The 25713-nt window shown below is 48.1% G+C and carries 17 protein-coding genes; 8 read left to right on the top strand and 9 right to left on the bottom strand.

The genetic code is table 11. The features are described 5' to 3' along the window. Positions 1-8 precede the first annotated feature (8 nt). A complete protein-coding gene (locus tag PV783_RS25670; protein ID WP_420990128.1) occupies positions 9-2162 on the top strand; it encodes an IPT/TIG domain-containing protein in 2154 nt (717 codons plus the stop codon). A 72-nt stretch (positions 2163-2234) separates the two neighbouring features. Here the strand turns inward: PV783_RS25670 and PV783_RS25665 are convergent, their stop codons facing one another. The 3 genes from PV783_RS25665 to PV783_RS25655 all read right to left on the bottom strand — a co-directional run bounded on the left by PV783_RS25665 (position 2235) and on the right by PV783_RS25655 (position 7780). Continuing rightward, a complete protein-coding gene (locus tag PV783_RS25665) occupies positions 2235-3713 on the bottom strand; it encodes a RagB/SusD family nutrient uptake outer membrane protein (RefSeq protein WP_420990127.1) in 1479 nt (492 codons plus the stop codon). A gap of 25 nt (positions 3714-3738) precedes the next feature. Continuing rightward, positions 3739-6891 carry a SusC/RagA family TonB-linked outer membrane protein gene (locus PV783_RS25660; RefSeq protein WP_420990126.1) on the bottom strand — a complete coding sequence of 1051 codons (3153 nt, stop codon included), beginning with the start codon at positions 6889-6891 and terminating at the stop codon, positions 3739-3741. A gap of 499 nt (positions 6892-7390) precedes the next feature. Then, complete coding sequence (locus PV783_RS25655) at positions 7391-7780, bottom strand: VOC family protein (protein WP_420990125.1); 390 nt, start codon at positions 7778-7780, stop codon at positions 7391-7393. A 159-nt stretch (positions 7781-7939) separates the two neighbouring features. Between PV783_RS25655 and PV783_RS25650 the strand changes: the two genes are divergently transcribed. Beyond that, positions 7940-9199, top strand: a complete 1260-nt coding sequence (locus tag PV783_RS25650) for an NRAMP family divalent metal transporter (RefSeq protein WP_420990124.1) — start codon at positions 7940-7942, stop codon at positions 9197-9199. A gap of 2 nt (positions 9200-9201) precedes the next feature. Here the strand turns inward: PV783_RS25650 and PV783_RS25645 are convergent, their stop codons facing one another. Then, the gene (locus tag PV783_RS25645; RefSeq protein WP_420990123.1) at positions 9202-10524 is read right to left on the bottom strand and encodes an amidohydrolase family protein; all 1323 of its coding nucleotides are present in this window, start codon (positions 10522-10524) and stop codon (positions 9202-9204) included. 199 nt (positions 10525-10723) lie between these two features. Here PV783_RS25645 and PV783_RS25640 point away from each other — a divergent pair, with 199 nt between their 5' ends. Then, on the top strand, positions 10724-12550 hold the full coding sequence (locus tag PV783_RS25640; protein ID WP_420990122.1) for a right-handed parallel beta-helix repeat-containing protein: 1827 nt from the start codon (positions 10724-10726) through the stop codon (positions 12548-12550). On the opposite strand, the gene PV783_RS25635 is transcribed toward PV783_RS25640, so the two are convergent. Both PV783_RS25635 and PV783_RS25630 read right to left on the bottom strand, forming a co-directional pair. After that, positions 12551-13369, bottom strand: coding sequence for an SUMF1/EgtB/PvdO family nonheme iron enzyme (locus PV783_RS25635; RefSeq protein WP_420990121.1), 819 nt, complete (start codon positions 13367-13369; stop codon positions 12551-12553). It abuts the gene before it with no gap. Next, entirely contained in the window at positions 13347-14093 is a 747-nt protein-coding gene (locus PV783_RS25630; RefSeq protein WP_420990120.1) for a hypothetical protein, read from the bottom strand. The genes PV783_RS25635 and PV783_RS25630 overlap by 23 nt, the downstream gene beginning before the upstream one ends. Before the next feature lie 224 nt (positions 14094-14317). Between PV783_RS25630 and PV783_RS25625 the strand changes: the two genes are divergently transcribed. Genes PV783_RS25625 through PV783_RS25615 form a run of 3 tightly spaced genes read left to right on the top strand, consistent with a single transcriptional unit; the run spans position 14318 to position 20308 of the window. Next, a complete protein-coding gene (locus tag PV783_RS25625; RefSeq protein ID WP_420990119.1) occupies positions 14318-17365 on the top strand; it encodes a SusC/RagA family TonB-linked outer membrane protein in 3048 nt (1015 codons plus the stop codon). A gap of 21 nt (positions 17366-17386) precedes the next feature. Then, positions 17387-18964: a RagB/SusD family nutrient uptake outer membrane protein gene (locus tag PV783_RS25620; RefSeq protein ID WP_420990118.1), complete on the top strand. Its 1578-nt coding sequence runs from the start codon at positions 17387-17389 to the stop codon at positions 18962-18964. A gap of 9 nt (positions 18965-18973) precedes the next feature. Continuing rightward, positions 18974-20308 carry a sulfatase gene (locus tag PV783_RS25615; protein WP_420990117.1) on the top strand — a complete coding sequence of 445 codons (1335 nt, stop codon included), beginning with the start codon at positions 18974-18976 and terminating at the stop codon, positions 20306-20308. 66 nt (positions 20309-20374) lie between these two features. Here PV783_RS25615 and PV783_RS25610 read toward each other — a convergent pair whose 3' ends face one another. The 3 genes from PV783_RS25610 to PV783_RS25600 all read right to left on the bottom strand — a co-directional run bounded on the left by PV783_RS25610 (position 20375) and on the right by PV783_RS25600 (position 24267). Beyond that, on the bottom strand, positions 20375-21943 hold the full coding sequence (locus PV783_RS25610) for a DUF6770 family protein (protein WP_420990116.1): 1569 nt from the start codon (positions 21941-21943) through the stop codon (positions 20375-20377). A 30-nt stretch (positions 21944-21973) separates the two neighbouring features. Continuing rightward, positions 21974-23368 (bottom strand): M48 family metallopeptidase, encoded by a 1395-nt coding sequence (locus PV783_RS25605; protein WP_420990115.1) that lies wholly within the window; start codon positions 23366-23368, stop codon positions 21974-21976. 65 nt (positions 23369-23433) lie between these two features. After that, a complete protein-coding gene (locus PV783_RS25600) occupies positions 23434-24267 on the bottom strand; it encodes a phosphatase PAP2 family protein (RefSeq protein WP_420990114.1) in 834 nt (277 codons plus the stop codon). Between the two features lie 95 nt (positions 24268-24362). Between PV783_RS25600 and PV783_RS25595 the strand changes: the two genes are divergently transcribed. Together PV783_RS25595 and PV783_RS25590 are read left to right on the top strand one after the other, a co-directional pair. Continuing rightward, positions 24363-25118 carry an MBL fold metallo-hydrolase gene (locus PV783_RS25595; protein WP_420990113.1) on the top strand — a complete coding sequence of 252 codons (756 nt, stop codon included), beginning with the start codon at positions 24363-24365 and terminating at the stop codon, positions 25116-25118. A gap of 72 nt (positions 25119-25190) precedes the next feature. Then, a complete protein-coding gene (locus tag PV783_RS25590; protein WP_420990112.1) occupies positions 25191-25679 on the top strand; it encodes a DUF5946 family protein in 489 nt (162 codons plus the stop codon). The last annotated feature ends 34 nt before the right edge of the window (positions 25680-25713 follow it).

Here is a 25713-nt window from a genome sequence, read left to right as displayed (position 1 = left end):
ATCTGACAATGAAATATGCTTTATACCTGCTGTCGGTAATGTTGTTACTGGCAGCAGGCTGCAAGAAAGATAGAGATAATAACACGGTGGCCATGAATGTAAAAACGTTCTGGCCCAATAGTGGAAATGCAGGTACCATTGTTACCCTGCAGGGGCAAGGACTTAATAAAGAAGTACTGGTAAGCTTTAATGGCACGGAGGCCAGGGTACTGGATGCACGCGATTCTGTGCTGATAGTACTGGCGCCGGACAATGGCAGTACCGGTCCGCTTTCCGTAAAATCCGGCGACCGTAAAATGGAACTGGGTACCTACACTTACCAGGCTTTGAGTTTACATGGTATCAGTCCGGCTAACGGTCCCGCAGGTACGAATATTTCTATCCGCGGCGCGGGCTTCAGCAGCATGGAAGCACCGGCAAAGGTAACCATCAACGGAAAGGAAGCGCTGATCACCGGTGCGTCTGATACATTGCTGGTAGCAGCTGTGCCGGAAGGCGCAGGTACCGGTAAGGTCGTGGTAATGGTAGATGGAAAAGAAGTGAGTGGCCCCGATTTTACGTTCCAGTTTATCAGCAGCATCAAGCCGCTGAAGGGTGGTAGCGGTACGGCGGTAACCATTAACGGGGAAGGCTTTAATACGCTGGCTACCGGCAACAGCGTAACCTTTAATGGTAAAGCAGCTACGGTAATAAGCGCCACCGCCGGTAAGCTGGTGGTAACAGCGCCGGAAGGTGTAGCTACAGGACCGGTAGCAGTAAGCATCAACGGGCAGAAAACAATTGGCCAGGTATTTACCGTGCTGCCCAAACCAGTGATCAGAACGGTAACGCCATTGAGCGCGCCGGCTGGCGCTACAGTGGACATCGCAGGTGATTACTTCAGCACCTTCACCGATGAGGTAACGGTGTCCTTCAACGGGCACACCGCCGTTGTTACTGCAGCTGCCGATAAAAGTATAAGCGTAAAAGTACCCGCCGGAGCAGGCGCCGGGAAAATGCAGCTCGTTGTAAACGGACAGCAAACAGAAGGACCGTTGTTTAAAGAGCAGTCGCTGGGCATTTTACAGCTGATACCGGATAACGGTCTCGCAGGTACGGAGGTGATCGTGAAAGGACTCGGTTTCAGCGCCAATGCGGCGGAGAACATTGTTAGCTTTAATGGGGTGGTGGTACCGGTAACTACAGCCACCGACAGCACGCTTCGTGTAATGGTGCCCGTTGGGGTAAGCACCGGCGCGCTGAAAGTAAAAGTGGGCGCACTGGATGCCACAGGTCCGGTATTCCGCAGGGCAGGCGTGATCACCATTGTGGGTGGTCCGTCGCAAACTGTTTTTACCGAACCGAAAGGTGTAGCAGTAGATTCCCGCGGCAATATATTCGTACTTGATCTGAACGTGATAAAGAAGGTAACCACCACCGGAACCGTGAGCATTTTCGCAGGGAAAACAGATGGCTCCACCGGGAATGCAGATGGCGACGGAACGGCCGCGGCATTCAATTACCCGGTAGCCTGCGTAATGGATGCGCAGGATAACCTCTATGTATGTGATCAGAACAATAGAAGCATCCGCAAAATTACACCGGCCGGTGCTGTAACAACAATCGCCCGTGTATCATTTACGCCCATTGGTTTGGGTATTGATAAAAATGGTACAGTTTACATAGGCGCGCAATACTCCGGTGTATACCGCCTCGATGGTGCCGGCAATGCCAGTGCGCTGGCGCCAAGTGTATACCAGAGTGCACCGGGTACAATGGTAGTGGATAACAGTGGAGCTTTGTTTTTCGGTGGCGACTGGGACAACCCGTTTGTTTCTAAAATTGCAGGCGGCGTTAAAATGCTGTATGCCGGCAACCAGTTCGGCTATAACGATGGATCGCTTACCGGGGCGCAGTTCAGTGGCATTACCGGCCTGGCCCGCAATACGGTAACCGGCGAAATATATGTGGCAGATAACAATGCCATCCGGTTAATCGCCAACGACCAGGTAACGCGGATCACCGGTTGGAAAGGTGGCAGCAATCCTGTAGCAGGAAACGATGACGGAACATTAAACCAGGCTACTTACAACAACATCAATGGCATTTGTACAGATAAAGAAGGAAATATTTATGTAGTAGAACGGTTTGGGAAAGCAGTAAGGAAAATTATCCTGCAATAATTTTTTTAGAAAGAAGAAAAGGGGCTGACCAGATTACTGGTCAGCCCCTTTGTTATGAATAAGCGTTGCAGCTTAGTAACCAGGATTCTGTTTCATGTTTGGATTACGTTCCACTTCTGCATTTGGCAGCGGGAAAACAACCGCATCGTCATTCCACTCCTGTGCGTCAATACCGCCGTGCGCGGGAATGGCACGGTGTGTTCTCAGGAAGTCGAATTCGCCATGCCCTTCGAAAGCCAGTTCTATTCGGCGTTCGGTAAGGATATCATTGATCAGTGCCGCCTGTGTGAGCGGCGCCAGTACTTTTGCCTTCGCTCTTGTTCTGATGGCATTCAGCAGGGTGATGGCTTCCGGGTTGGCAACACCTGGCGTTAACCTGGCTAATGCTTCTGCCTTGGTGAGCATAATTTCTGCCAGACGTACAACAGGTACCCAGGCATCTACGGTGCTGGCGCCAAAAAACTTCTTGGTATAAAAGGCGGTGGTATCGCCGCCACTGATGGCATAAGTAAACAGTGGTTTCGCACGCAGATCGGTGAAACGATCGAAATTGGGGAGCGTCAGGTAGGTCTGGCTGATGGTGATATCTCCCCTGCCTGAACTGCCGTAATGCTGGCCGATGGCGTTATTGGTATTGGGGTTGTCGCCGGAGCTCATGGCTACAGAAAAAATGCGTTCCAGGGAAGCCTGGTAGTTTCCTGAAGACCATACATCAGCAGGAGTGGCATCCAGGTCATATCCATAGGACGACAGGAGCACGCTATCTGCATAGTCACGGGCTTTGGCCCAGTTGCCTTCATACAGGTAGATCCGGGACAGCAGTGCATGGGCGGCGCCTTTGGTGGCACGGCTGCGGTCATTGTAATCATCCCCGGTGCTTACAGGCAATACGGCTGCGGCTTCAGTGAGGTCTTTGATCATCTGGTCATACACTTCCTTCACGGTGTTGCGGGGAACTTTATTCTTCGGATCAATGGCTTCACCACCATCCTTTGCAGCAGTAAGTATCAGGGGTACGCCCATATGCCCGGCATCTGGTTGGAAAGTATAGGTTTGTGCGTAGGTATTTACCAGGAAGAAGTACGTGAGCGCACGGATAAATTTGGCCTCTGCGTAATAGCCTGCTGCCACTTCTGCGCCAACTACGCTTTCATGATCCTTGAGGTTCTGTGAAAAATAATTGCTTTCAAAAATAGTCCGGTATCCACCTGACCAGCAGTTGAACGCATACACGTTGTTGGAAAGCATATTGAAGGTAGGTACGTTGCCAAAGTAGGAGGAGATATTTACATCCACCGATCTTACGTCCGAATAGATCAGTACGCGGCCACCCAGGAACTCTCCATTCTGCAGGGCATCATACATACCAATGGCCGACTTTTCAATCCTTTCCGGTGTGCTGAATGCTTCTTCCGGCGTTAGTTTGGAAAAGGGGATCTGGTCATTTACTTTGGAGCAGGAAAACAGCATCGTAGATGCGATCGCTACTGCGCCGATGGCCAAACCAATGCTTGTTTTTTTCCGGGAGTTCGGTTTATATTTTAATTCCATAATTCAGTTTTTTAATCGCTAACAATTAGAATCCAACATTTAAGCCCAGCATGAATATTCTTGGTAAAGGCATACCCCTGTTATCTGTTCCGTAGTTGATATTGCTGTCACGGTTGGTATTGATTTCAGGATCGGCGCCTTTATATTTGGTAATGATAAAGGCATTCTGCACGAGGGCATATAAACGCAGGCTGTTCAAACCGATTTTTTCTTTGATACCAGGGAAAGTATAACCGAGGCTGATTTCACGCGCTCTCAGGAAATCGCCTTTTTCCATCCAGCGGGTAGATGCCTGGTTGGTTGGAGCATCGGAGAGTACCAGTTTGGGAACATCCGTGTTTTTATTTTCAGGAGTCCATCTGTTTTTGATATCTTCCAGGTTGTTCTGGAAATAGTTGCTCATCAGGGCAGCCCTGGTAGAATTGTATACATAGTTGCCACCGCTGTATTGCAGCAGGATGCTCAGGTCAATGCCTTTGTAGCTGAAGGTGTTATTGAAACCGCCATACCAGGTAGGGTAGCCGGATTTTTCCTGGTATTGCGCATCAGAGGCAGTAACAGCGCTCATTGGTTTGGTGCCGTCAGGAGAGGTCCATTTTCTGGCAGTAGGTACATTGGGATCTAAATTGTACATCACCAGTTCGCCTTTGGCGTTGTAGTACATTGGATTACCATTATCCGGGTTTACGCCACCCCATTCGATGAGTTTAAACACGCCGAGGGTTTTGCCAACGCTAACCCGGTTGTTTCCTTTGATGATATCAGATCCGTCGGCAGTAGCAGTCACCCTGTTTTTAATAATGGTGAAGTTGATGCTGGAATTCCAGGTAAAGTCCCTGGTGGAAATGTTCTGGGTATTTAAGGTCAGTTCCAGTCCTTTGTTCCACATGGTACCAATGTTGGTAGTGAGGATAGAACCCACCGCACCGGTAACAGGATCCCAGGGAGTACCAACGGTAGCCAGTATAGGCGCATCCAGGATCAGGTGGTCGATATTACTGTGGAAGTAATCTGCCACAAAAGTGATCCTGTTTTTCAGCAGGGTAACGTCCACGCCTATATCCAGTTTCTTTGATTTTTCCCATTGGAGGTTAGGGTCACCGATCTGTGCAACGCCAAATCCGTTGACATCACCATACTGTCCGCCGCCATACAGGGAACGGAATGCGTATGCCCGGATGTTGGAGTTACCCACCATACCATAGCTGGCCCTGAACTTCAGGTCGTTGATCACAGAAATATTATCTTTAAAGAAGCCTTCTTCAGAAATTCTCCATCCTACAGATACACCAGGGAAATAACCACGACGGTTATTGGAACCAAAGTCGGAATAAGCATCCGCTCTCAGGGTTGCATCAAAATAGTATTTCGATCCGTAGTTATAACCTACTTTACCGAAGTAAGACTCAAACGAGTTGGCAACCCTGCCGCCACCGGTATAGCTGTTATCAGAACCGGCAAATAAACCGTCATAGATTTCTTTAAAATAAGAATCTGCCAGGTTACCCTGTCCGGTGTATAATTGTTTCTGTTCTGTATGTTGGGATTCCTGACCTATGGTAGCGCTGATGAAATGCAGGTTGTTAATTGATTTCGTGTAGGTGGCAAAGTTAGACCAGTTCCACAGGTTCTGTCTGAAGAGGTTTTCCTGTACGAGGCCATTGTTGCCCAATCCCAAACCTGCCTGTAACGGGCCGCTGTATTGGTCTTCAAAGTTCTGTACCAGGTCAACGCCAAACCGGGAAGTTATTTTCAAACCGGCGATCGGCTCAATTTCCACGTAAGCGCTGGATAATACGCGGGTGGCAGTATTATCATTTCTTCCGAATTGTAAGTTGGACAGCGGGTGGAAGAAGCGGTTCAGTTTATTGGTAGTGATGTTATTACCATCCGCCAGATCCCCGTTGCTGGACTTGATATACAGGTTGCCATTTTTGTCATACACCGGTACATTTGGCATGGCGTTGTAAGCGGAGAAGGTGGAGCCTGCGAGGTATCCGTCAGACAATACGCCGTTGTTCAGTGATTTGGAACTGTATAAAGAGATACCTGATTTCAGCCATTTTTTAGGCGTAACATCCAGGTTCATACGGATGCTACCCCTGCGTAAACGGTTCACAAGCACCATACCCTGCTGATCAGCATATTCACCGGACGCATAGAATTTTGCTTTCTCTGTACCGCCGGTAAGTGATAACTGGTGATTCTGGATAACGCCGGTGCGGAACACTTCATCCAGCCAGTCAGTTCTGTCTGGTTTACCATCACCGTTTAAATCAATATCTTTTGCGAGGATGGGAGTAACACCACCCGTTTTAGTGGCGTTCTTTGCTTTTTCATTCTGGATAATAATGAAGTCGTCGCCATTCAGCAGTTTAGGTAATCTCACCGCATTGCTCACGCCCACATACCCGTTATAGTTTACATTGATAGTACCGTTTTTACCTCTTTTGGTAGTAATGATAATTACACCGGCAGCCGCGCGGGAGCCGTACAAAGCACTGGCAGCGGCATCTTTCAACACGTCGACCGATTCAATGTCGTTGGGATTGATGTCTGCAAGCGGGTTATAACGGGTACCGTTACCACTGTTAAAAACGTTCAGGTTAGTGAGGGAGTTCACCGGGATACCGTCCACTATTACCAATGGCTGCGAGCTGTTGGTGATGGAGTTAACGCCCCTGATGCGGATGTTTACGTTATCACCCAGCACACCGGAGTTGGTGCTGATGTTTACACCGGCAGCACGGCCTGTTAACGCCTGGTCGAAGCTGGTGGCAGGGCGGTTATTAACAAGTCCGGCTGACACATGACTCACGGAGGAAGTCACATCTTTTCTTTTCAGTTCTCCATAACCGGTTACAAGTATTTCACTTAGTACTCTGTTGCTGCCGGATAAAGCAACAGTGATGTTTTGGCGGTTACCGGGTTTCTCTTCTTTCGTTTCATAGCCAACAAAAGAGAATAATAAGATGGTATTGGCATCCGCCTGGATGGAAAACCTACCATCGGCGCCTGATACAACACCTGTTTTGGTGCCTTTGATAATTACAGATACACCGGGCAGCTCCTGTCCGTCCTGTGCATCTGTTACCTTACCAGTAATCGTTCGGGTCTGGGCATAGGAATGCACCACACCAATGGCCAGCAAAAGCCATAGTAGTAAACCTTTTTTCATACGGTTTCAATTTGGTTTAGATATATAAGAAAATGTTGCGGGCAGGCGACTACGCGTCAGATTTTGGTCTAATAAGTAATCGGGTCTTGAAAGGCGCAGACGCCTGCTTTATTCATAGTTATACAGATTTTGGTTTAAAGTATATATACAGAATAGATAAGCCCATAAAGGCTTGTAACATTATTAAAGATTTTGTTGTTGATAGAAATACCACCTCTGGACGGACCGGGGTCCATCGCAACATCTGCTGTGTAAAAGGTTAATAAAAACCAGTATGTAGTTGGCTATGCTACAATCGTTGGGCCTACAGTACAGATTTAGATAAAATAATTAAGCGTCGTGATTAGCAAAAACAAGTCAGTTATAGCATGTTCAAATTTTGGTTATAGGGTCCATGTCCGGTTACAGCGGGTCAAAGCTGAAAACAAAACAGGATGATTCTCATTAGCGGCATAAAAATATACCGTTTTTTGCATAAAAACAATATTACCCGGAATGTTTATTTTGAAATATAATTACTTACCTCCAACAGGTTGCCGTCGGGATCCCTGAAGTAGATGGAGCGGATCTTGCCGGTAGCGCCGGTTCTTTCTACAATCCCGCCTTCCAGGATATTTATTTTCAGCGCGGTTAATTCAACTAAAATTTCTTCCACTTCAGTATCCGCAATGAAACACAGATCCGCCGATCCCATAGTGGGAGTAAGCGCTTTAGGATCTATTTCCCGGCCTTTTTCATGCAGGTTTATTTTCTGGTGTCCGAAACGCAGTGCCTTACGGTCATCACCAAAGGTGATCACTTCCATGCCCAGTACTGTTTCATAAAAACGACAGGTGGCTGATATATCTTTTACTGTCAGCACCAAATGATCTAAGCGGTTAATGACCATATGAAAATGTTTTATAACTGGGCAAAGGTCGGATGAAGTCATCAATTAAATAAATAGTATTATCAGATCATCATGATTGGCAAAAACAATGGATGACGCCGGAAGCTATATATCCCGGAATTCCATTAACTTACCATATACCCATTAATGACAAGGTTCATGGATAAACAGGACTCCCCCAATAAACCCATCTCGTTTTTTAAAAAGCTGGGTCCCGGCTTAATTACCGGCGCCAGCGATGACGACCCGTCCGGTATTGCCACCTATTCGCAGGCAGGCGCACAGTTCGGGTTGGCCACTTTATGGACGTCGTTGCTCACTTTCCCGCTGATGGCGGCTATCCAGGGCATGTGCGCCCGCATCGGGCTCGTTACCTGCGAGGGCTTAACGGTTACCTTAAAAAAGAATTATCCAAGGCCGGTACTTTACATCATGCTGTTATTCAGTTTTCCGGCCATTACGCTGAACATAGGCGCGGATATCCAGGGCATGGGAGCGGTATGTCATATGATCTTCCCGGCAGTACCGGTATCCGTTTTTTGTGTGGGAATCACCGCCCTGATGATGTTTGTGATCATCCGTTTTTCCTACGAAAAAATTGCCATGATCCTGAAGTGGCTTTGTATGTCGCTGCTGTTGTATATCGTAGTGCCCTTTATGATAAAACAAAACTGGGGTGACATAGCAAAACATACTTTCATCCCCACCATTCAATATAACAAAGATTTCTTCTCTATCATCGTTGCGATACTGGGTACTACTATTTCACCGTATCTCTTTTTCTGGCAAACGACTATGGAAGCGGAAGACCAGGCGCATAACGGCAAAGGGATTGTGGTGGATAAAAGGGTGTTGAGTGAAATGAAGACAGATGTAAACACGGGGATGTTGTTTTCCAATATTGTAATGTTCTTCATCATCCTCACTGCGGGCAGCGTATTATTTCCGGCTGGTGTAAGAGAGATAGATACCGTAGATCAGGCCGCCAAAGCGCTGGAGCCACTGGCAGGAAAACTTACTTACCTGATTTTTGCAACGGGCGTATTAGGAACGGGGTTGCTGGCTATCCCGGTGCTGGCGGGTTCACAGTCGTATATGCTCGCGGAAACGCTAGGGTGGCAGGCGGGGCTGGATAAGAAGTTCTCCCAGGCCAAACCGTTTTATGTATCTATTATCATTTCCCTGATCGTGGGTTTATCGCTCGATTTCCTCGGGGTGAGCCCCATTAAAGCGCTGTTGTATACCGCCATTGCCTATGGCCTTACGGCGCCGGTATTGATTGCGATGATCATGCATATCGGCAACAATAAAAAGATTATGAAAGAGTATACCAATTCAAAGTTGTCGAATATCCTCGGCGGACTTACACTATTGCTGATGACTGCCGCGGCAGTGGCTATGATCTGGTTCCTGTTCTGATATCATGGACGGGGAATGGTGTTCTTAAATATTTTCCCGTCTTTAATGATAAGCAGGAGGTTTTTCTCCGGATCGCCCAATAGCTCCAGGTTCTTCAATACGTCGCCGTCTACCAGCAACATATCTGCCAGCGCACCTTCTTCCAGTACGCCAAGCTTACCAGGGTAAGGATTCCGCGGACCGGACAATGCCAGCAGTTGTGCATTATCACTGGTGATCATTTTAAGGATTTCGAAGTTGCTGAACCAGTTTTTCATGCGGATTACCTGCTGGTTCTGGTTTTTTGTTGCCGCGGGGTTAAAAAGCATGTCTGTTCCCCAGGCCAGCTTTACTTTATATTTTTTTGCCCACTGGTAGATGTGATCCGTACCTTCTCCTACCATTTTGCTGTCTGCCGCCTGTTTGGGATCGCTGTAGGTATTGCTGTTGGGGCCACCAAACGGCTGCATGCTTAGCCAGATGCCTTTATCGGCCAGGAGTTTCACACATTCCTCATCCATCAGGTGCCCGTGGTCAATACACTTCACGCCGGCAGCAACGGCCCGCTTAATGGCTGCTGTCGTATAGGCGTGCACAGTAACATAGGTACCCCAGTCGGCCGCCGCCTGCACTGCCGCTTTCATTTCCTCTACGGAATACTGGGTCGCTTCCAGCGGATCATAAAGAGAGGCAACTCCGCCGCCTGCTGCGAGTTTTATTTGTGATGCGCCATGCCGCAGCTGTTCACGGGTGGCTACCAGCACTTCATCACTGCCGTCGGCAATAATGCCTACGCCCAGCGCTTCCGGTCTGGATATTTCCCGGGCCGACATACGGGGAGGATCTGTAGGTAAACGGAAATCGCCATGTCCCGCAGTCTGGGAAATCATGGCGCCGCTGGCATAAATCCGGGGACCAGGCTGCAGACCCTGGTCAATAGCGCGCTTAATGCCAAATACCGGCCCGGCCAGATCCCTTACAGCGGTAAAGCCTCTCAACAGGGTTTGTTCCGATTCTCTGGCTGCCCGGATAAACAGAAAGCTCTGTTCGCCCATCATCATATCCGTCATGGTATTGGCGCACATGAAGCTGTGCCAGTGGGCATCTATCATGCCCGGCATCAGGAACCGCTGTTGCCCGTCGATGATGGTCACCATCATGCTTTTATTGGTAGCAACCGGGTCTTTGGAAATGCGGGTAATCACATTGCCGGTGATCAGCACATTAACGGTTTCGGTTTTATTATCCTTCCCGTTGAACAGCTGCACATTGTTAATTAACACCTGTTGCTGTGCATTTATCAGCAAAGGAAACAGGCAGTAAAGAAACAGCAATACTTTTTTCATGATTATGCCTTTTCTTTATGAACACCTTTCCGCCACTTTTGTTTGGCGCAGCAGAAAATTATCTGCTTCATAACCGGCATATTTAGTAGCTTTCCTCTTACCTGCAGCAGCGCAGAAAATGGCTTTAAAATAGTACGCGTTTGCAGCAAAACAGTATCATCATCTTTCCACGTAAAGAATTTTTTATCATCATCAGCAAATGAATATTTTCAGAAAGATATTTACCTGCACAGGAATCGTTTTTACTTTCACCGCTGCCGCACAGGAACGGATACACGTAAATAGTTTTGGTCTTGCACCCAATACCTTCACAGATGCCGCTACGCGGGTACAGCAGGCAATTGCAGCGTGTAAGGACAAACCCGGCGCCATATTGGAGTTTGCGCCCGGCCGTTACGATTTTTACCCCGACAGCGCCGTGAAGAAAGTATATTTTATTTCCAACACTTCCAGCGAAACAGAAGTGCCGGAGAAAACAAAAACCATCGGGTTGTTTTTTGAAAACTTCAAAGACCTTACCATTGAAGGGAATGGAGCGGAATTTGTTTTTCATGGAAAGATGACCACCTGGGTTTTTGACCGGTGTGAGAACATCACCATGCGCAACGTGACTGTGGATATGGAACGCCCTTCCATGTCGGAAATGACGCTGAAAACGGTTACGCCGCAAATGGTAGTTGCAGCTGTGCATCCCGCATCAAAGTATGCTATTATTGACCAGCACCTCGAATGGTATGGTCCTAAATGGGGCATGAAAATATTCCATGCAGTGCTGGCAGATACCGTCAAAGGCGTATACACTTATTCCTCCTGGACGCCATTTCAAAAAAGTACGGCCACTACTATTGCTCCCAATACCGTACAGTTTACCGGCGATTTCTCCGGCTTCAAAGGCAGGCCTGGCAACGTGCTTACGGTAAGGGATGGCATCCGTGACCAGGTAGGCGCCTTTATTCAGCATTGCCGCAATGTACAGCTGGAGCATATTAACATGCGTTACATGCATGGCCTCGGGATTGTATCCCAGTTCTCCGAAGATCTTCACTACAGCCATATACAGATCATGCCCGGTGAAAAGAGTGGTCGCGTAATGGCCACATTTGCAGATGGCATGCACTTTTCCGGCTGCAAAGGAAACATCACCATTACAGATTCGCATTTCAAGGGTCTGCACGACGATCCGGTGAATGTACACGGCACTCACCTGGTAATTACGGAGAAAGTGGCGCCACGGGTACTGAAACTGCGGTTTATGCATCATCAGACATATGGGTTCCAGGCTTTCTTTGCGGGCGACAGTATCAGTTTCGTACATGCTGCCACGTTGCAGGGATATGCAAACGGGCGGGTCACCACCGCGCGCATGCTCAATGAAAGGGAAATGGAAGTGACGTTCAGCACGGATCTGCCGGAAGGGATTGTTGCCGGCGACTGCCTCGAAAACATCACCTGGACACCGTCGCTGACGATACGGAATTGCCTGTTTGAAGCCGTGAATACAAGAGGACTGCTGGTAACCACCCGTAAAAAAGTAGTGATAGAACATAACCGGTTTTACAGAACAGGTATGCATGCCATCCTCATCGCCGATGATGCCGCCAGCTGGTTTGAATCCGGCCCGGTACAGGATGTGCTGATCACCGGTAATACCTTCGAAGGCTGCGGGTATAACCTGGCGCCCGATAATAATTATGTGATTGCCATAGCACCGGAAAACCACCAGCTGTTCAAAGGCTTTATGGTGCATCATAACATCCGCATAGAAGATAATGAATTCAGGATTTACGATTACCCGGTGTTAACTGCCCGCAGCACAGGCAACTTATCGTTTACCCGTAACCGTATTTCCTGGATGAAAGACTATTTGCCGCAGGGCGCACCACGGCCTGCGTTCCGGCTCACCGGCTGTGAAGGCGTAAAGCTGAATAGAAATGCGTGGCAGGTGCCTTTTAAACCGGCAGTGTTGCTGCAAAGCATGACGGCCAAAGCCATCAAAACAGATCTGCCGGTAGAAGTGAAGCCATAATTATTTTACCGTCCGGAAACCCTGGTTGCTGAAAGAAGCCCGCTGGTGAACACGCCCAATATCCACGGAGTTGAAGAAGGAACAGGAGCGTTGGCTGCACCACCATGAGCCGCCGCGGGCATGGGCCAAGGTTGGGCTTTCACCGGGCTTTATATGCCCGGAACAGAATTCAAAAACGTTGCCATACATATCATACAACCCCCAGGCATTGGGTTGAAAGCTGCCAACAGGCGCTGTATACATATATCCGTCTGAACTATCAGCCTGCAGGTGGTCTTTCCCATGCCAGATATTGGCATAGCGGCCGATGAGCGCTTTTTTATCTCCAAAAAAATAAGTGGTGCGGGCGCCGGCACGCGAAGCAATTTCCCATTCTTCCAGCGTTGGAAGTCTTACGCCTGCCCAGTGGCAATAAGCCTGCGCGTCTTTATAGCTGATACAGGTAACCGGGTGCTCCATTTTGTTTTCAATGCCACCGGCACTCACCCCATTGGGGAAACGCCAGCAGGCGGTAGAATCATTGTTCCATTCAAACTCCCGCAATCCCGGTACAAATACCAGCGCATCGTGTCGTTGCTCTGCATCGGTTACATAACCGGTGGCCGCCACAAACGCGGCAAACTGCCGGTTAGTGGTTTCATATACGGCTATATTAAAACTATCTACCCTCGCTTGTCTTTCCGGGTTAAGCGTATGTTGTGGCCCACCTATGCGGTAGGTGCCGGCGGGTACCAATACGTATTCGCCCGGCGTTTGCGCGGAGCTGGCATAGCCACTCAGCACCAGCAACCCAATACTAACCTTTTTTAGGAAGCCCATTGTAAAATGCAGTAGCCCGTTCAATGATCAACGCTTCATTGGCGGTATTGAAATTTAAGAATGCCTGGTAACTGGTTTCTTCATCGGCGTACAGCTTTTTGTAGGAAGCAGAGGAGAGAAAGGGCGCATACTCATTATTCTTCATTAATATCATCAGCAGGGTGAGGATATCATGATCCTTATGATCCCTGTTATAGGTGCTGATCAGCAAAGGAATCATTTCCCGGCCATTGATGTCGATGATCGCCTTTTTATAGTTAACGCCAACCCGGTTACTACGCTGGATGGAAGCGCTCATTAACGCAATGACGGAGTCGCGGTTAGCCTTCATGAAATTCTGCTGACGCTGGCTCCAGCTGTATTCCCCGAAGGCGTCCGGCAATTGTGCGAAAATCTTTTTATGCTCATCCGGAACCGGTGGCATGGCATCACAGTTCTGGCTATACGATTCTCCATGGAGCAGGTGATAAGTAAGCTTTTCCCGCATAGATAAAGCCATGTATTCTTTTTTGGGAGGCAAAGAGGTGTTCTCGTCTTCATCATCACCGGTTTTGGCAATCAGGGCCAGTACTTTTCCCAATCCATCCGGAGGTCTGCTTATTTTCAGGCGGTATTCGTGATAAGCCTGGCTTTCTTTGCTGGGCTCAACCCATGTTCCATCTTCCTGGGAAAAACAAACGCTGTAAGCAAATACTGATAGGAGAGCTGCTACAATCTTTTTCATGAAAATTGAAAATTTAAGGGAAGATAAAACAGGTGCAAGGATTTGCCAAACAATTCCTACAGCTCGTCATTGCTACTGACAATACGTCTGCTTTTATAAAAAATACAAATACCCTATAGGATTTGTAGACTATAACATATATTTTTGTCGCTGTCAATGAAAAAAACATAGGACCAACATCACTTCCGGCTGATAAGAGCTAACACACTAATATAAATAACTGAATGAAAAAGCTATCACTTTTCATGTATGGCATCGCCATGCTGTTAACTTTTGCTGCAACGGCACAGCAAACGCTGAAAACAGCCGGCCAGGTAAGATCCGGCAAAGGCGAAAAACTGCCGGGCATCAATATCCAGGTAAAACATTCCGGTAAAGGAACCGTAACGGATGCAGAAGGACGCTTCTCGCTCTCCGTAGCGCCCGGAGATACCCTCCTGGTTTCCGGTATCGGGTATAAAAAACTGGAGGCGCCGGTAAACGGAAGATCGCAGCTGGATCTGCGGCTCGCCGACGATGAAACCGCCCTCGGTGAAGTAGTGGTGATAGGTTATGGTACCCAGAAGAAAAGTGATCTCACCAATTCGGTGGCACAAATTAAAGGAGCAGATATCACCCGTCGCCCGGTATCCAATATCCAGCAGGCATTACAGGGCCTGGCTCCCGGTGTTACGGTGCTCGACAGGGGCGGCGCTCCAGGCGTATCCAACGCCACCATCCGCGTAAGAGGGATCACCACCTTTAATATCAATAGCAGCAGCACCAGCGGCTACGACCTCGGTAAAAACGACGCACTCGTAATTATAGATGGAATTGAACAACGCATGCAGGATATCAACCCGGAAGATATTGAGTCGCTCTCCGTGCTGAAAGACGCCGCCTCCACCGCCATATACGGCTCGCGCGCTACCAACGGCGTAATCCTCATCACCACAAAAAGAGGCAAATCAGGCAAACTAACCGTGAACTACAACGGGTACTATGCCTGGCAGAAAAGTGTGAACAAACCGCAAATGATGGACATCGAATCCTATATGCGGGAACAGGTGGTGGCCTATACGAACGCCGGAGTAGCCGTGCCGGCGCGCTTCTCAGAGGAATCCATCCAGCAGTATGTAAATGCAACAGACCGTTATAAATATCCTATGCCCAACACCTGGTTCAATACCATGCTCAAAACTTCACCGCAGCAAAGCCATGTGCTGTCACTGTCCGGTGGCAATGAAGTGGTGAAAACACGCATGAGCGTACGTTACCAGGACCAGCAGGGGATTGTGGAAAATTACAGCGACAAGCTCAGTGAAGTACGCATGAACGCGGATTACAGTCCGCTCAACAGCCGTGTACATTTTGCCGGCGATATCAACTACCGCAATAACACCAACACGAAGCCAACGGTAGAACCCTTTAATAATATGTTTCATGGCTCGCTGTGGGCGGTTCCGAAATATCCCGATGGCACCTACGGCCTCAGCACACAAGGCAACAACCCGCTGATGTTTGACGAAATCGGTGGATTATCAAAACAGGGAATCGATTATTTTTTAGGTAATGTAAGGGGAGATGTGGACCTGCTGCCAGGACTCCGCTTTTCCTCACAATTCGGTACCCGCGTGATGTACACGCAACAAAAGAATTTTACCAATTCTTACACCAATACCGATAAAAATACCAACATCACCAAAACGGTAGCCAACAACAGTTTAACAGAAGTGCGCAACACCCTGCGGGAATACACCTGGAATAACCTCCTCACCTACGAACACTCGTTTGGTAAACACGACCTGAAAGCACTGGCCGGTTATTCACAGATAGATAATAAACAAACTTTCCTCACGGCCTACCGCGAAAGATTTTATAATAACGATATTACCTCCATTGGACAGGGCGCCAACGACGGCACCAAAAGTAACAGCGGCAGCGATGCGGAATACGGCCTGCGTTCCTATTTTGGCAGAATCAACTACGCCTATGCAGGCAAATACCTGCTGGAAGTAAATGGCCGCTACGATGGCTCCTCCCGCTTTGCGGATGGCAAACGTTACAGCTTCTTCCCATCCTTCTCCGCCGGATGGCGCATTGCAAAGGAACAATTCTTTGCACCACTGCTACCCATCGTAAACGATTTGAAACTAAGAGGCTCCTACGGTAAAACCGGTAACCAGTCGGTAGACCTGTACAGCTATTACGACGCACTCACCGCCACCAGCTACACCTTCAACGGCGTGCCGGTACCGGGTTACCGCCAAACCACACTGGCCAACACAGATCTCGGCTGGGAAAGTACAACCCAGCTGGATCTTGGTCTGGATGCAGCTTTCCTCGACAGGCGACTAAATGTAACCGCCGATTATTACCGCAAACTTACTTCTGATATCCTGCTCAATCTCGACATTCCGGCTACTGTTGGTTTGAATGCTCCTCCGCAAAATGCAGGCTCAGTAGAGAATAAAGGCGTGGAAATAGCGGTGAACTACAATAGTAAACAAAGCGGCCATTTCCGCTATACCATCGGTGCTAATTTCAGTTACAATGAAAATAAAGTAACAGACCTGAAAGGCACCGGCCCTTATATCACCGGTTCGGATATTGATCCCCGTTATATCATCAAAACAGGATTGCCGATCAACACCCTCTGGGGATACCAGACGGATGGCCTGTTTCAGACCGTGGAGGAAATCAGTAAGTATCCCACACTGGCATCTAACACCAAACCCGGTGATGTGAAGTATGTAGACCGCAATAACGATGGTAAAATTGATGCCAACGATATGACGAACATCGGTCTTTCTTTTCCGAAATATACTTTCGGGCTGAACGCAGGACTTCAATACAAAGAATTTGAACTGAATATCCTGATCCAGGGCGCGGCAAAAGTAGATACCCGCTTATCCGGTGCACTGGCGGAAATGGGCAACCAGGAAGGCTTTACGCACGAGATCTATGCAAACAACTACTGGACGCCGGAGCATACCAATGCCCGTTTCCCGCGTCCTGTTAAATACGATCTGCGTAACGTAGCTACATCAGACCGGCTGGTAATCGACGGTTCTTACATCCGTCTGAAAAATATCCAGCTGTCGTATCACCTGCCGGAATACATCACCAAAAAAGCGCTCATCAGCAAGTCTACGGTATACGTATCCGCTACCAACCTGTTCACGATTTCCAAACTCAATGAATGGAACCTCGATCCGGAAGCGGAATCCGGCAGGGCGGTATACTATCCGCAAACCTCCTTGTTCACTGTTGGACTTAACCTGCAGTTTTAATGTTGCAAAAAACGAATTGTTATGAACTTAATCCATAAAAGTATTTATCTTTTCCTGGTTATCCTGCTGGCCTCCTGCAATAAAGACCTGCTGGATACCGCGCCTACAGACCGTCTTGCGGTAAATGTATTCTGGAAAACAGAAGCCGATGCCAAGCTTGCAGTAAACGCATTGTATCTCGATCTCGACAGCACCAACATCCTCTCGCTGGATGCGCTCACCGATATCGGGCATACCAACCAGAACTTTGATGTGCAGGCGTATATTGAACTGGGTACCTATGATCAGTCCAGCGCCAAAGTATATGGCGAATGGAAGAACGCCTACAAAGGTATCCATGCTGCCAACTATTTCCTGGAGAATGTGGATAAGGTAACTTCCTCCACCCCGGCGCTGATCAACCAGTTCAAGGGGGAAGCAAAAACACTGCGGGCTTACCAGTATATTAAACTGGCAGGTTTATATGGAGATGTACCACTGGTTACCACTTCTATTACCCTGGAACAGGCACGGGCCCTGCAAAGAACACCGGTAGCACAGATCTACGATTTTATTGACAAGGAACTAACGGAAGCGGCTACACTGTTACCGGCCACTTATTCCAGTGCAGCCGATAAAGGCCGCATTGCCCGCGGCGCTGCCTGGGCGCTGAAAGCCCGTGCCGACCTGTTCGCCGGCCGCTATCAGCTGGCTGTAGCTGCAGCAACGGAAGTAAACGGTCTTGGCTATACGCTGTATGATTCTTATCAGAAATTATTCACCTATGCGGCGGAGAATAACAAAGAAGTGATCCTTGATAAACAGTTTATTAAAGACAATTACCCCAACAACGTGTTCAGCATGATGGCGCCCTACAGCCAGAAGAACGGCAACAGCTCCTATGTGCCCACCAAAGTACTGGCAGATACTTACCAGATGAAAGACGGCAAAGCCATCCATGCACCGGGCAGTACTTTTGATGAGGACCATCCCTATGATAACAGGGATCCCCGCCTCAGGTACAGCCTGTTTGTAGATGGCGATGTACTTCCCTCCGGTGCAGTGTTTCATCCCGCTCCCAACAGCGGTACGGCAGACGCTATCGGCAGCACCTACATCGCTTCCACTACCGGGTATAACCTGAAAAAATACATCAACCCGGAAGACTATGCCAATCCAACAAACTGCGGCATCAATATGATCCTGCTGCGTTATGCGGAAGTATTGCTTACATACGCAGAAGCAAAAATAGAACTGAATCAGCTGGACCAGAGCGTGTACAACGCCATCAACACGGTTCGTCAGCGGGCAGATGTAAACATGCCCGCATTGCCTGCCGGCCTTACCCAGGCCCAGCTGCGCGATGCGGTAAGGTACGAACGTACTGTGGAACTGGCCTTTGAAGGACTGCGCCTCTACGATATCCGCCGCTGGAAAACAGCGGAGCAGGTAATGACCGGCCCGGTATATGGCATTACCTGGAATAATAATGGTCAACGTACAGTCGTGCAGGTAGTATCCTTTAATCGTGCATTTGATAAGTCGAGACACTATCTTTGGCCGGTGCCGCAGAAAGAGCGTGACCTGGACCCGGCATTATCACAAAATCCAAACTGGTAATTTTTGTTTATGAAGCGATATATTTTTTGTTTACTGGCGGCGCTTTCCTTTGGCATGGCACCTGCCGTGTATGCACAGCAGCGACCCAATATCATCTTCGTATTAACCGATGATATGGGATACAGCGACCTGGGTTGTTATGGCAACCCGCAGATCCGTACGCCTTTCCTGGATCATGTGGCGGAGCAGGGAGTAAAGTCCACCGGGTATATGGTTACCTCTCCATCCTGCACGCCTTCCAGGGTAAGCCTGTTAACGGGCCGCTATCCAACCCGCTCCCAGCTTAATTTCCCGATACCTCCGGGATATAAGATCGGGCTGCCGGATGAAGATGTTACGATTGCTGAAATGCTGAAAAGAGTGGGGTATAATACCTGCATGATAGGCAAGTGGCACCTGGGCGATATCCAGCCGTATAACTTCCCGGTTGCGCAGGGCTTTGATCATTACTTTGGTTTATTGTACAGCCACGATTACCGCTTCCCTTACGTGAAAACGGATACCGTGCTGAAAATTTACCGCGACAGAACACCGGAAATCTTCCGCCCCGCGGATACTTCCCTCACGGAGTTATACACAAAAGAGGCGATTAAGTATGTGAAGCAACAGAAAAAGGACAAACCTTTTTTCCTGTACCTGGCGCATAACATGCCGCACCTGCCGGTGGCCGCTTCTAAAAAATTCAGGGGGCAGTCGCCAGGCGGTTTGTATGGCGATGTGATAGAAGAGATAGACGCCAACCTGGCAGACCTCTGGAAAGCAGTAGAGCAGCAGGGTCTGGCGGATAACACCATTTTCATTTTCAGCAGTGACAACGGTCCCTGGATAGATTTTCCGGCGCGTATGTCGGCCGATAATGTGATCAAGCCCTGGGATGTGGGCAGCACGGGTATTTTCCGTGGAAAGAAAGGAGAAACCTATGAAGGCGGTCACCGCGTTCCGTTTATCGTGTACTGGAAAAACCATGTACCGGCCCACAAAACTATCACGGATGCTTTCACCAGCATGGACGTACTCCCTACACTGGCAGCCTGGGTAAATGCGCCGCTTCCTGCCGGCAGGAAACTGGATGGGGAATCAGTGCTGGATCTGCTCACCGGTAAAAAGGAACACATCGTTCATGCTCCTATTTACTACGTGAACAACGGTACACCGGAAGCCATCCGTGTGGGCGACTGGAAGCTGCGCAGAACCACCGATGCTAAAACAGGCACTAAAAATATAGAGCTGTTTAATCTTGGGTCTGACGTACGGGAACGTACTAACGTCGCGCAGGAATATCCTGATAAAGTAAACGCATTGGCGCAGCTGCTGGACCAGTATAATGGTAATACAGCGAATTAATCTTGCTGGAAATGAAAAAGCAGCGAAGGTTTTCTTCGCTGCTTTTTCATTAAGATGAATGTATTGTTAACTGATCTTTTCCAGGTGTACATCAATACGTTTTTCTTTCTTAAAATATTCCAGGATCATTACAGAGCCAGGCTTTGCAGGGAATATTTTCAGCTTGCTGGCGTTGGATTTTAACTTGATCTTATCCTGCGTGAATTTACTGCCGTTATAATGGATGGTATTGAACGTTTGTCCCTTGTAATCACCGGTTCTTTCATAATCACTGTAACAGATAGAGAACGTTTCGTTATCTTCATCACCGGTAGTAAAATCATAATCAAAAGCGCCAGTGCTTTTGAGCGCCAGTGCAATTATATGCTGGCTTACATAATCTATACCTGGTGGGGTAGCGGCGGTGTTATTTGTTTTATTAAATATCTGGGCGCCGGTTATATTAAAATGTTCATCAAATGTCATGACCACCATATCGGTGATGGTGATTTTTGTAGCATTAAATGCATCAACTCCTCCCGCTGCAATGCTTAATGCCTTCAGGGCTGTACCGCCGGCGCTAACCTGCCTTTTATAGCCTTCGCCTACTACCGTTAGTTTGCCATCCGCTGAAAGAATGAGGTTATGAATACAGAGATAACCTATTTCATCTATTTTTCCTTTGCCGGAAGTGTGAAGGTATTTGGCAAAATCAGTTTCCCAGCTGTTGTATTTTCTGGAGAGAATTTTTCCTGCTGTATTCATTTCATAAACAGCAAGCCCTTTGCTGGCGGACTTTACCGGGTTCGCATCCTTATCGCAATAAGGCCCCATTACCAGGAAGGTACCATCGCTTTTACGTTTGATGCTGGTAGGGAGTATGCGGTATTCGTCTTCATCTTCATCTCCCTCAAGATCAAATGCCACTTTTTTAGTAATAAAGTTGATACCTACCAGGTGTGGTTTCATGGCATTGCTGATCAGGCGTCTTCTGCTCAGTACCTGCAGGATAATAAGACTATCGGTATTACCCAGGTATTCTGCCATGGCAAACCGGTTTTTGTCATCCGGGATGTACTTCCAGTAAGCTTTTTTCTGGGATCCGTAGAAATCCATTTCATAGGTATAATCTTTTCCGTCTTTCACCGGCATTACAGATACAAACCCTTTTTCTCCCACATCAAATACATGCTGGTTGGTAGCTTCATTATCTGCACGGTCTTTGTTGTACATCTTCATGAACTCCTCCGTTTTACGGCTGTATTCATTGATATAGGTACGGAGCAGCTTACCTTCCATAGAATATATCTTCATCGTGAGTTTTCTTTCCTTTTCATCCTGGAAAAGAAAAGAGAGACTGTTACCATTGTATGCCGCTTCCAGGAGATTCACCTTTTTGTTATCCTCGAACTTGATATCTTTTACTTTATTGAGATTCTCGTCCAGGATCTGCAAAGTATATTCATTGGTTTTTCTATCTACTTTATCACTCAGATAAAAAAAGAAGTATCCTTTGATCTGTTGCTTCTCCATAATGGTACCGCTGTTACGCAAATAAGCGGAATACACATTGTCGATAGATAACTTACCCTGCGCCTTCAATGCAGACCAGCCAGAGAGAAAGAGCAGTACTACTGCGAACATTTTTTTGTACATGATGTTTAGGTATTAGGGCGTTAATTTTTATTATTGGATTAACTGACGCGATTTATTAAACTCCCGCATAAAAGCGGTATAGGTATTCAGTTTCGGCTGATATGCTTCCAGGTAATAAAAGCTGATGGCCGGGTATTCATCCAGGTGCAGGTTTTGGATCATCTGCAGCAACACATTGTAATTATCGGTGTAAACCGGTGATGGCAGGTCGGCGAGCTTCCCCAGGGTATGCGCTTTCTGTGCATCATAACAACTGTTCAGTACTTTCCCGATATGAGTTACCAGGAAAGGATCACCGGGATATTCCTGTAACAGGGAAATCGCATAATATAAGCTCCTCGAATACTGGTCGTTTTCAAATGCATAACTGATCACTTCATATTTAAAAGCATGCCGCAGGGAATCAAAAGTGGCTTTGTCAATAATATTCAGCGCGGTATTGTTCCTTTGACCGGCGCCTGTCATTGCTTCCAGTAGCTTTATACGTTGTTTGCAATCAGGATGTGTTTTGAGAGAATCTTCCATCTCCTGGTCTTTTTCCAGCTGCGCGTGTCCGCCGAGTAGTCCTTCCCGTTTGGCTGTCCACCTTTTGCGGAAGGGATATGCTTTGGCGTTAAATAGTTGTTGTAACCTGGCGGCGGTATTCATGGTATCTATGTCTACCGTATCCAGCAGGGCCATTACAGTTAGCGCGCCATTCACGCTGAAGCGGGTGCGTTGCAGGAATACCAGCCCCATAGAATCGGCCTGCGATTCATGGTCCCGGCTGTGCCGGCGGCTGTTAAATGTAACGCCCCTGATCAGTTTTTCCAGTTGCTCCCGCTTGCCATATTCCGTGGCTTTGATCTTACGCAGCTCCTGCTGCATATCTTTCCCGTTCATGGTATTTACATAACGGGCAATGCCGTTTTCACTATGCTGGAGGTAGTAATGCGCCAGTTCATGACACAATACAAAAGCTGCCTGGCTCTCGTTTTCCAGTTGCTTAAACAGGCCCATGTTAAACAGGATAATGCCTTCGCCGATATAGCTGGCATTGGGAACGGCCGATCTTGAAAAGTAGCAGTATATTTTTTGATGTTGTAGTAACGGGTTTGCCTGCACAATTTCCTGTAATAACTTATCAAGATATTGTTTGGCACCGGTGGCCGTATAGATTTCTTTTTTGTCGAATTTGGACTTGATATTTTCCCAGCGCTGATCGTAAATAGCCTGGAATTCTTTTTTGTATTTGGATGGGAAGGCAGCCAGCCTGGCTTTGTAGCCGGCTTCAAACTGTTGTTCCAGGCTGGTTAGCAGGCGTTCGTCCGGACTGGCGGGACTGAATACGTTTAACTGTGCGCTCACAGTAGGGGTGAAATAAATAAAACAGGCAATGCAAACAATACAAATCCGCGCAGCGGGCCGGAAGCAGGGAATACTCATATATGACATAGCGTTATAGGCGCTGCTAAATTAGCTATTTATTTCTAATTCCTGCAGGTTTCAGATCAGGGGGCCATCATGAGTTGCATGGCTTTTTTATGCTCCAGTTCCCGGTGATGCCGGAAAACGCTTTTGGTTACAAAATGTCCCAGTGCCAGACCTACCCACACATCGCTGCTCCAGTGCCGGTTTTCATACAGGCGGGTGGCGCCGGTAAGCCCGGCAATGCCATAGGACACCCACGGCACCCACGGATGATCTTTTCCGTACAGCTCCGCGAAAGCGGTGGCTACTGTCATCACGGTAAGGCTATGTCCTGATGGGAAAGAAGTATGCTGTTTATCTTTGCTGAAGGGAGCATTGAAACTAAACGGGGAGTCGTAATAGGTAGGGCGTCCGCGTCTCACAATACTTTTAAGGGTAGCGTAAATGGCGGTGGAAATGATGAGCGATTTGGCAGCCATCAGTCCGCCGTGTTCCAGGTTGCGGTCTTTTGCAATCACGCCCACCACATACATGCCGGCTACAAGATACGGGGAATAGGCATTGCCAAAGGGTTCTATCTGGTCTGTTACGCTGGTAACAAAATTCGACTGGTGACGCACAAAAAACTGTTTCACACCATAATCCCCTCCCAGCAGGATACCGGTTACCCCGGTTATCACACCCAGCCGGATGTAATCTCTTTTCTCCCAGTGGGCAGGCCGGGCTACCGTATATTTCAGGTCCTGCCAGATACTGCCCAGGTAAACGCCGTTTATGCGGTACCGTATTAAGGTGTCGCTGGCTTTAATAGCCGGATGGCTGCTGTCTGTCACAACGGGCAGGCTGCTGTCCGATTGTGCCTGTAAGCGGGGCGAGAAAATAACCAGTAAAAGAAATATAAGCCGGAATCCCATCTGTTTAAGTGCTTTGCAAAGAGCACGAAAGTAGTATTTTTAAGAAGAAGCAGCGCCGGAATTGTTTAACTTTACGATCACATTAATCAGCAATTATGAGAAACTGTTTCCTTGCCCTCCTGGTACTTTTGGCCACAGGCAATGCCATTGCGCAGAGAGTTACACCGGATGTGATCTCCACCTCCAAAGGCAATCTTACTATCCAGCCCATTAACCACGCCGACCTCCTGTTGTCGGTGGCAGGCAAAACCATTTATGTGGACCCTGCCGGTGGAGCGGAGCCACATAAAGGACTGGCAGCGCCGGATATCATCCTGGTAACGGATATTCATGGCGATCACTTTGACCCGGCTACCATCAATGCTGTTAAAACGGCTCATACAATTATTGTTGCCCCGGCAGTGGTAACAGCGAAACTGGAAGGCATACCTGCCAGCCAGGTCATCACCCTGAAAAACGGCGAATCCAAAACCGTGGAAGGAATTTCCATCAACGCCATTCCCATGTACAACCTGCCGGAAAGCGCCACCGCTATGCATACCAAAGGCAGGGGTAATGGATATGTGCTGAAGGTAGGGGGTAAGTCTGTCTATATCTCCGGTGATACCCAGGGCATTCCGGAAATGAGGACGCTGAAAAATATTGATGTAGCTTTTGTTTGCATGAACCTGCCATATACAATGGATGTAACGGAAGCGGCAGATGCCGTACTGGCCTTTGCTCCAAAAATAGTATATCCTTATCATTACCGCGGTAAAGGCGGACTCGCCGATGTAAATAAGTTCAAAAGCCTGGTAGACGCAGGTAATAAAGGAATTGAAGTAAGACTGCGTGATTGGTATGCGAAATAATAACCGCTGAAAGAATGCTGGTGTAAAATCCTTATTTTTAGTATTTACACCAGCATTTAATTTCAGCAGCACATGACAGAAAACAACATCATTTGCCCGGGCTGTAAACTACATCTTGCATACCAGCAATTGGCCCCCTCCGAAAGATATAATGCATCCGGTGAATGCCTGGACCTCTTCAATCAGCTTGCCGACCGTACCTTTGCTTTTAAACATCCGGATTTCCATCATCAGCTGTCGGTAGATGCCTACGGCGCCCAGCATGCCGGTGGCGTGAGCCGGAACATCATCACCGCCTACGCATTGATAGGGTTGTATCTTGCACTGGAAAAGAATTATACCGGGCGGCAGGTACAGCATGTGCACAGCATTATCCCCAAACAATCCTGGGAGAAGCTGGAACCGCCCGCCACCACCGGCGCTCTCACCGTACAGGATGTACTCAAAGCCACCACGGAAGAGGAACTATACGCCGCTATGAAAAAATGGGCACAGGCGGTATGGGATAGCTGGAGCGTACATCATGCCTTTATAAAAGAAAAGACCGCCCTTTACATTTAAAAAATCAGGAACGGGATATTTGTATAGTTTTGCG

Origin of the sequence: Chitinophaga sp. CC14 (assembly GCF_048957795.1) — a bacterium.
Classification (GTDB): domain Bacteria; phylum Bacteroidota; class Bacteroidia; order Chitinophagales; family Chitinophagaceae; genus Chitinophaga; species Chitinophaga ginsengisegetis.
Note: the sequence above shows the minus strand (reverse complement) of the source record. Positions and strands in the feature narration are given on the sequence as shown.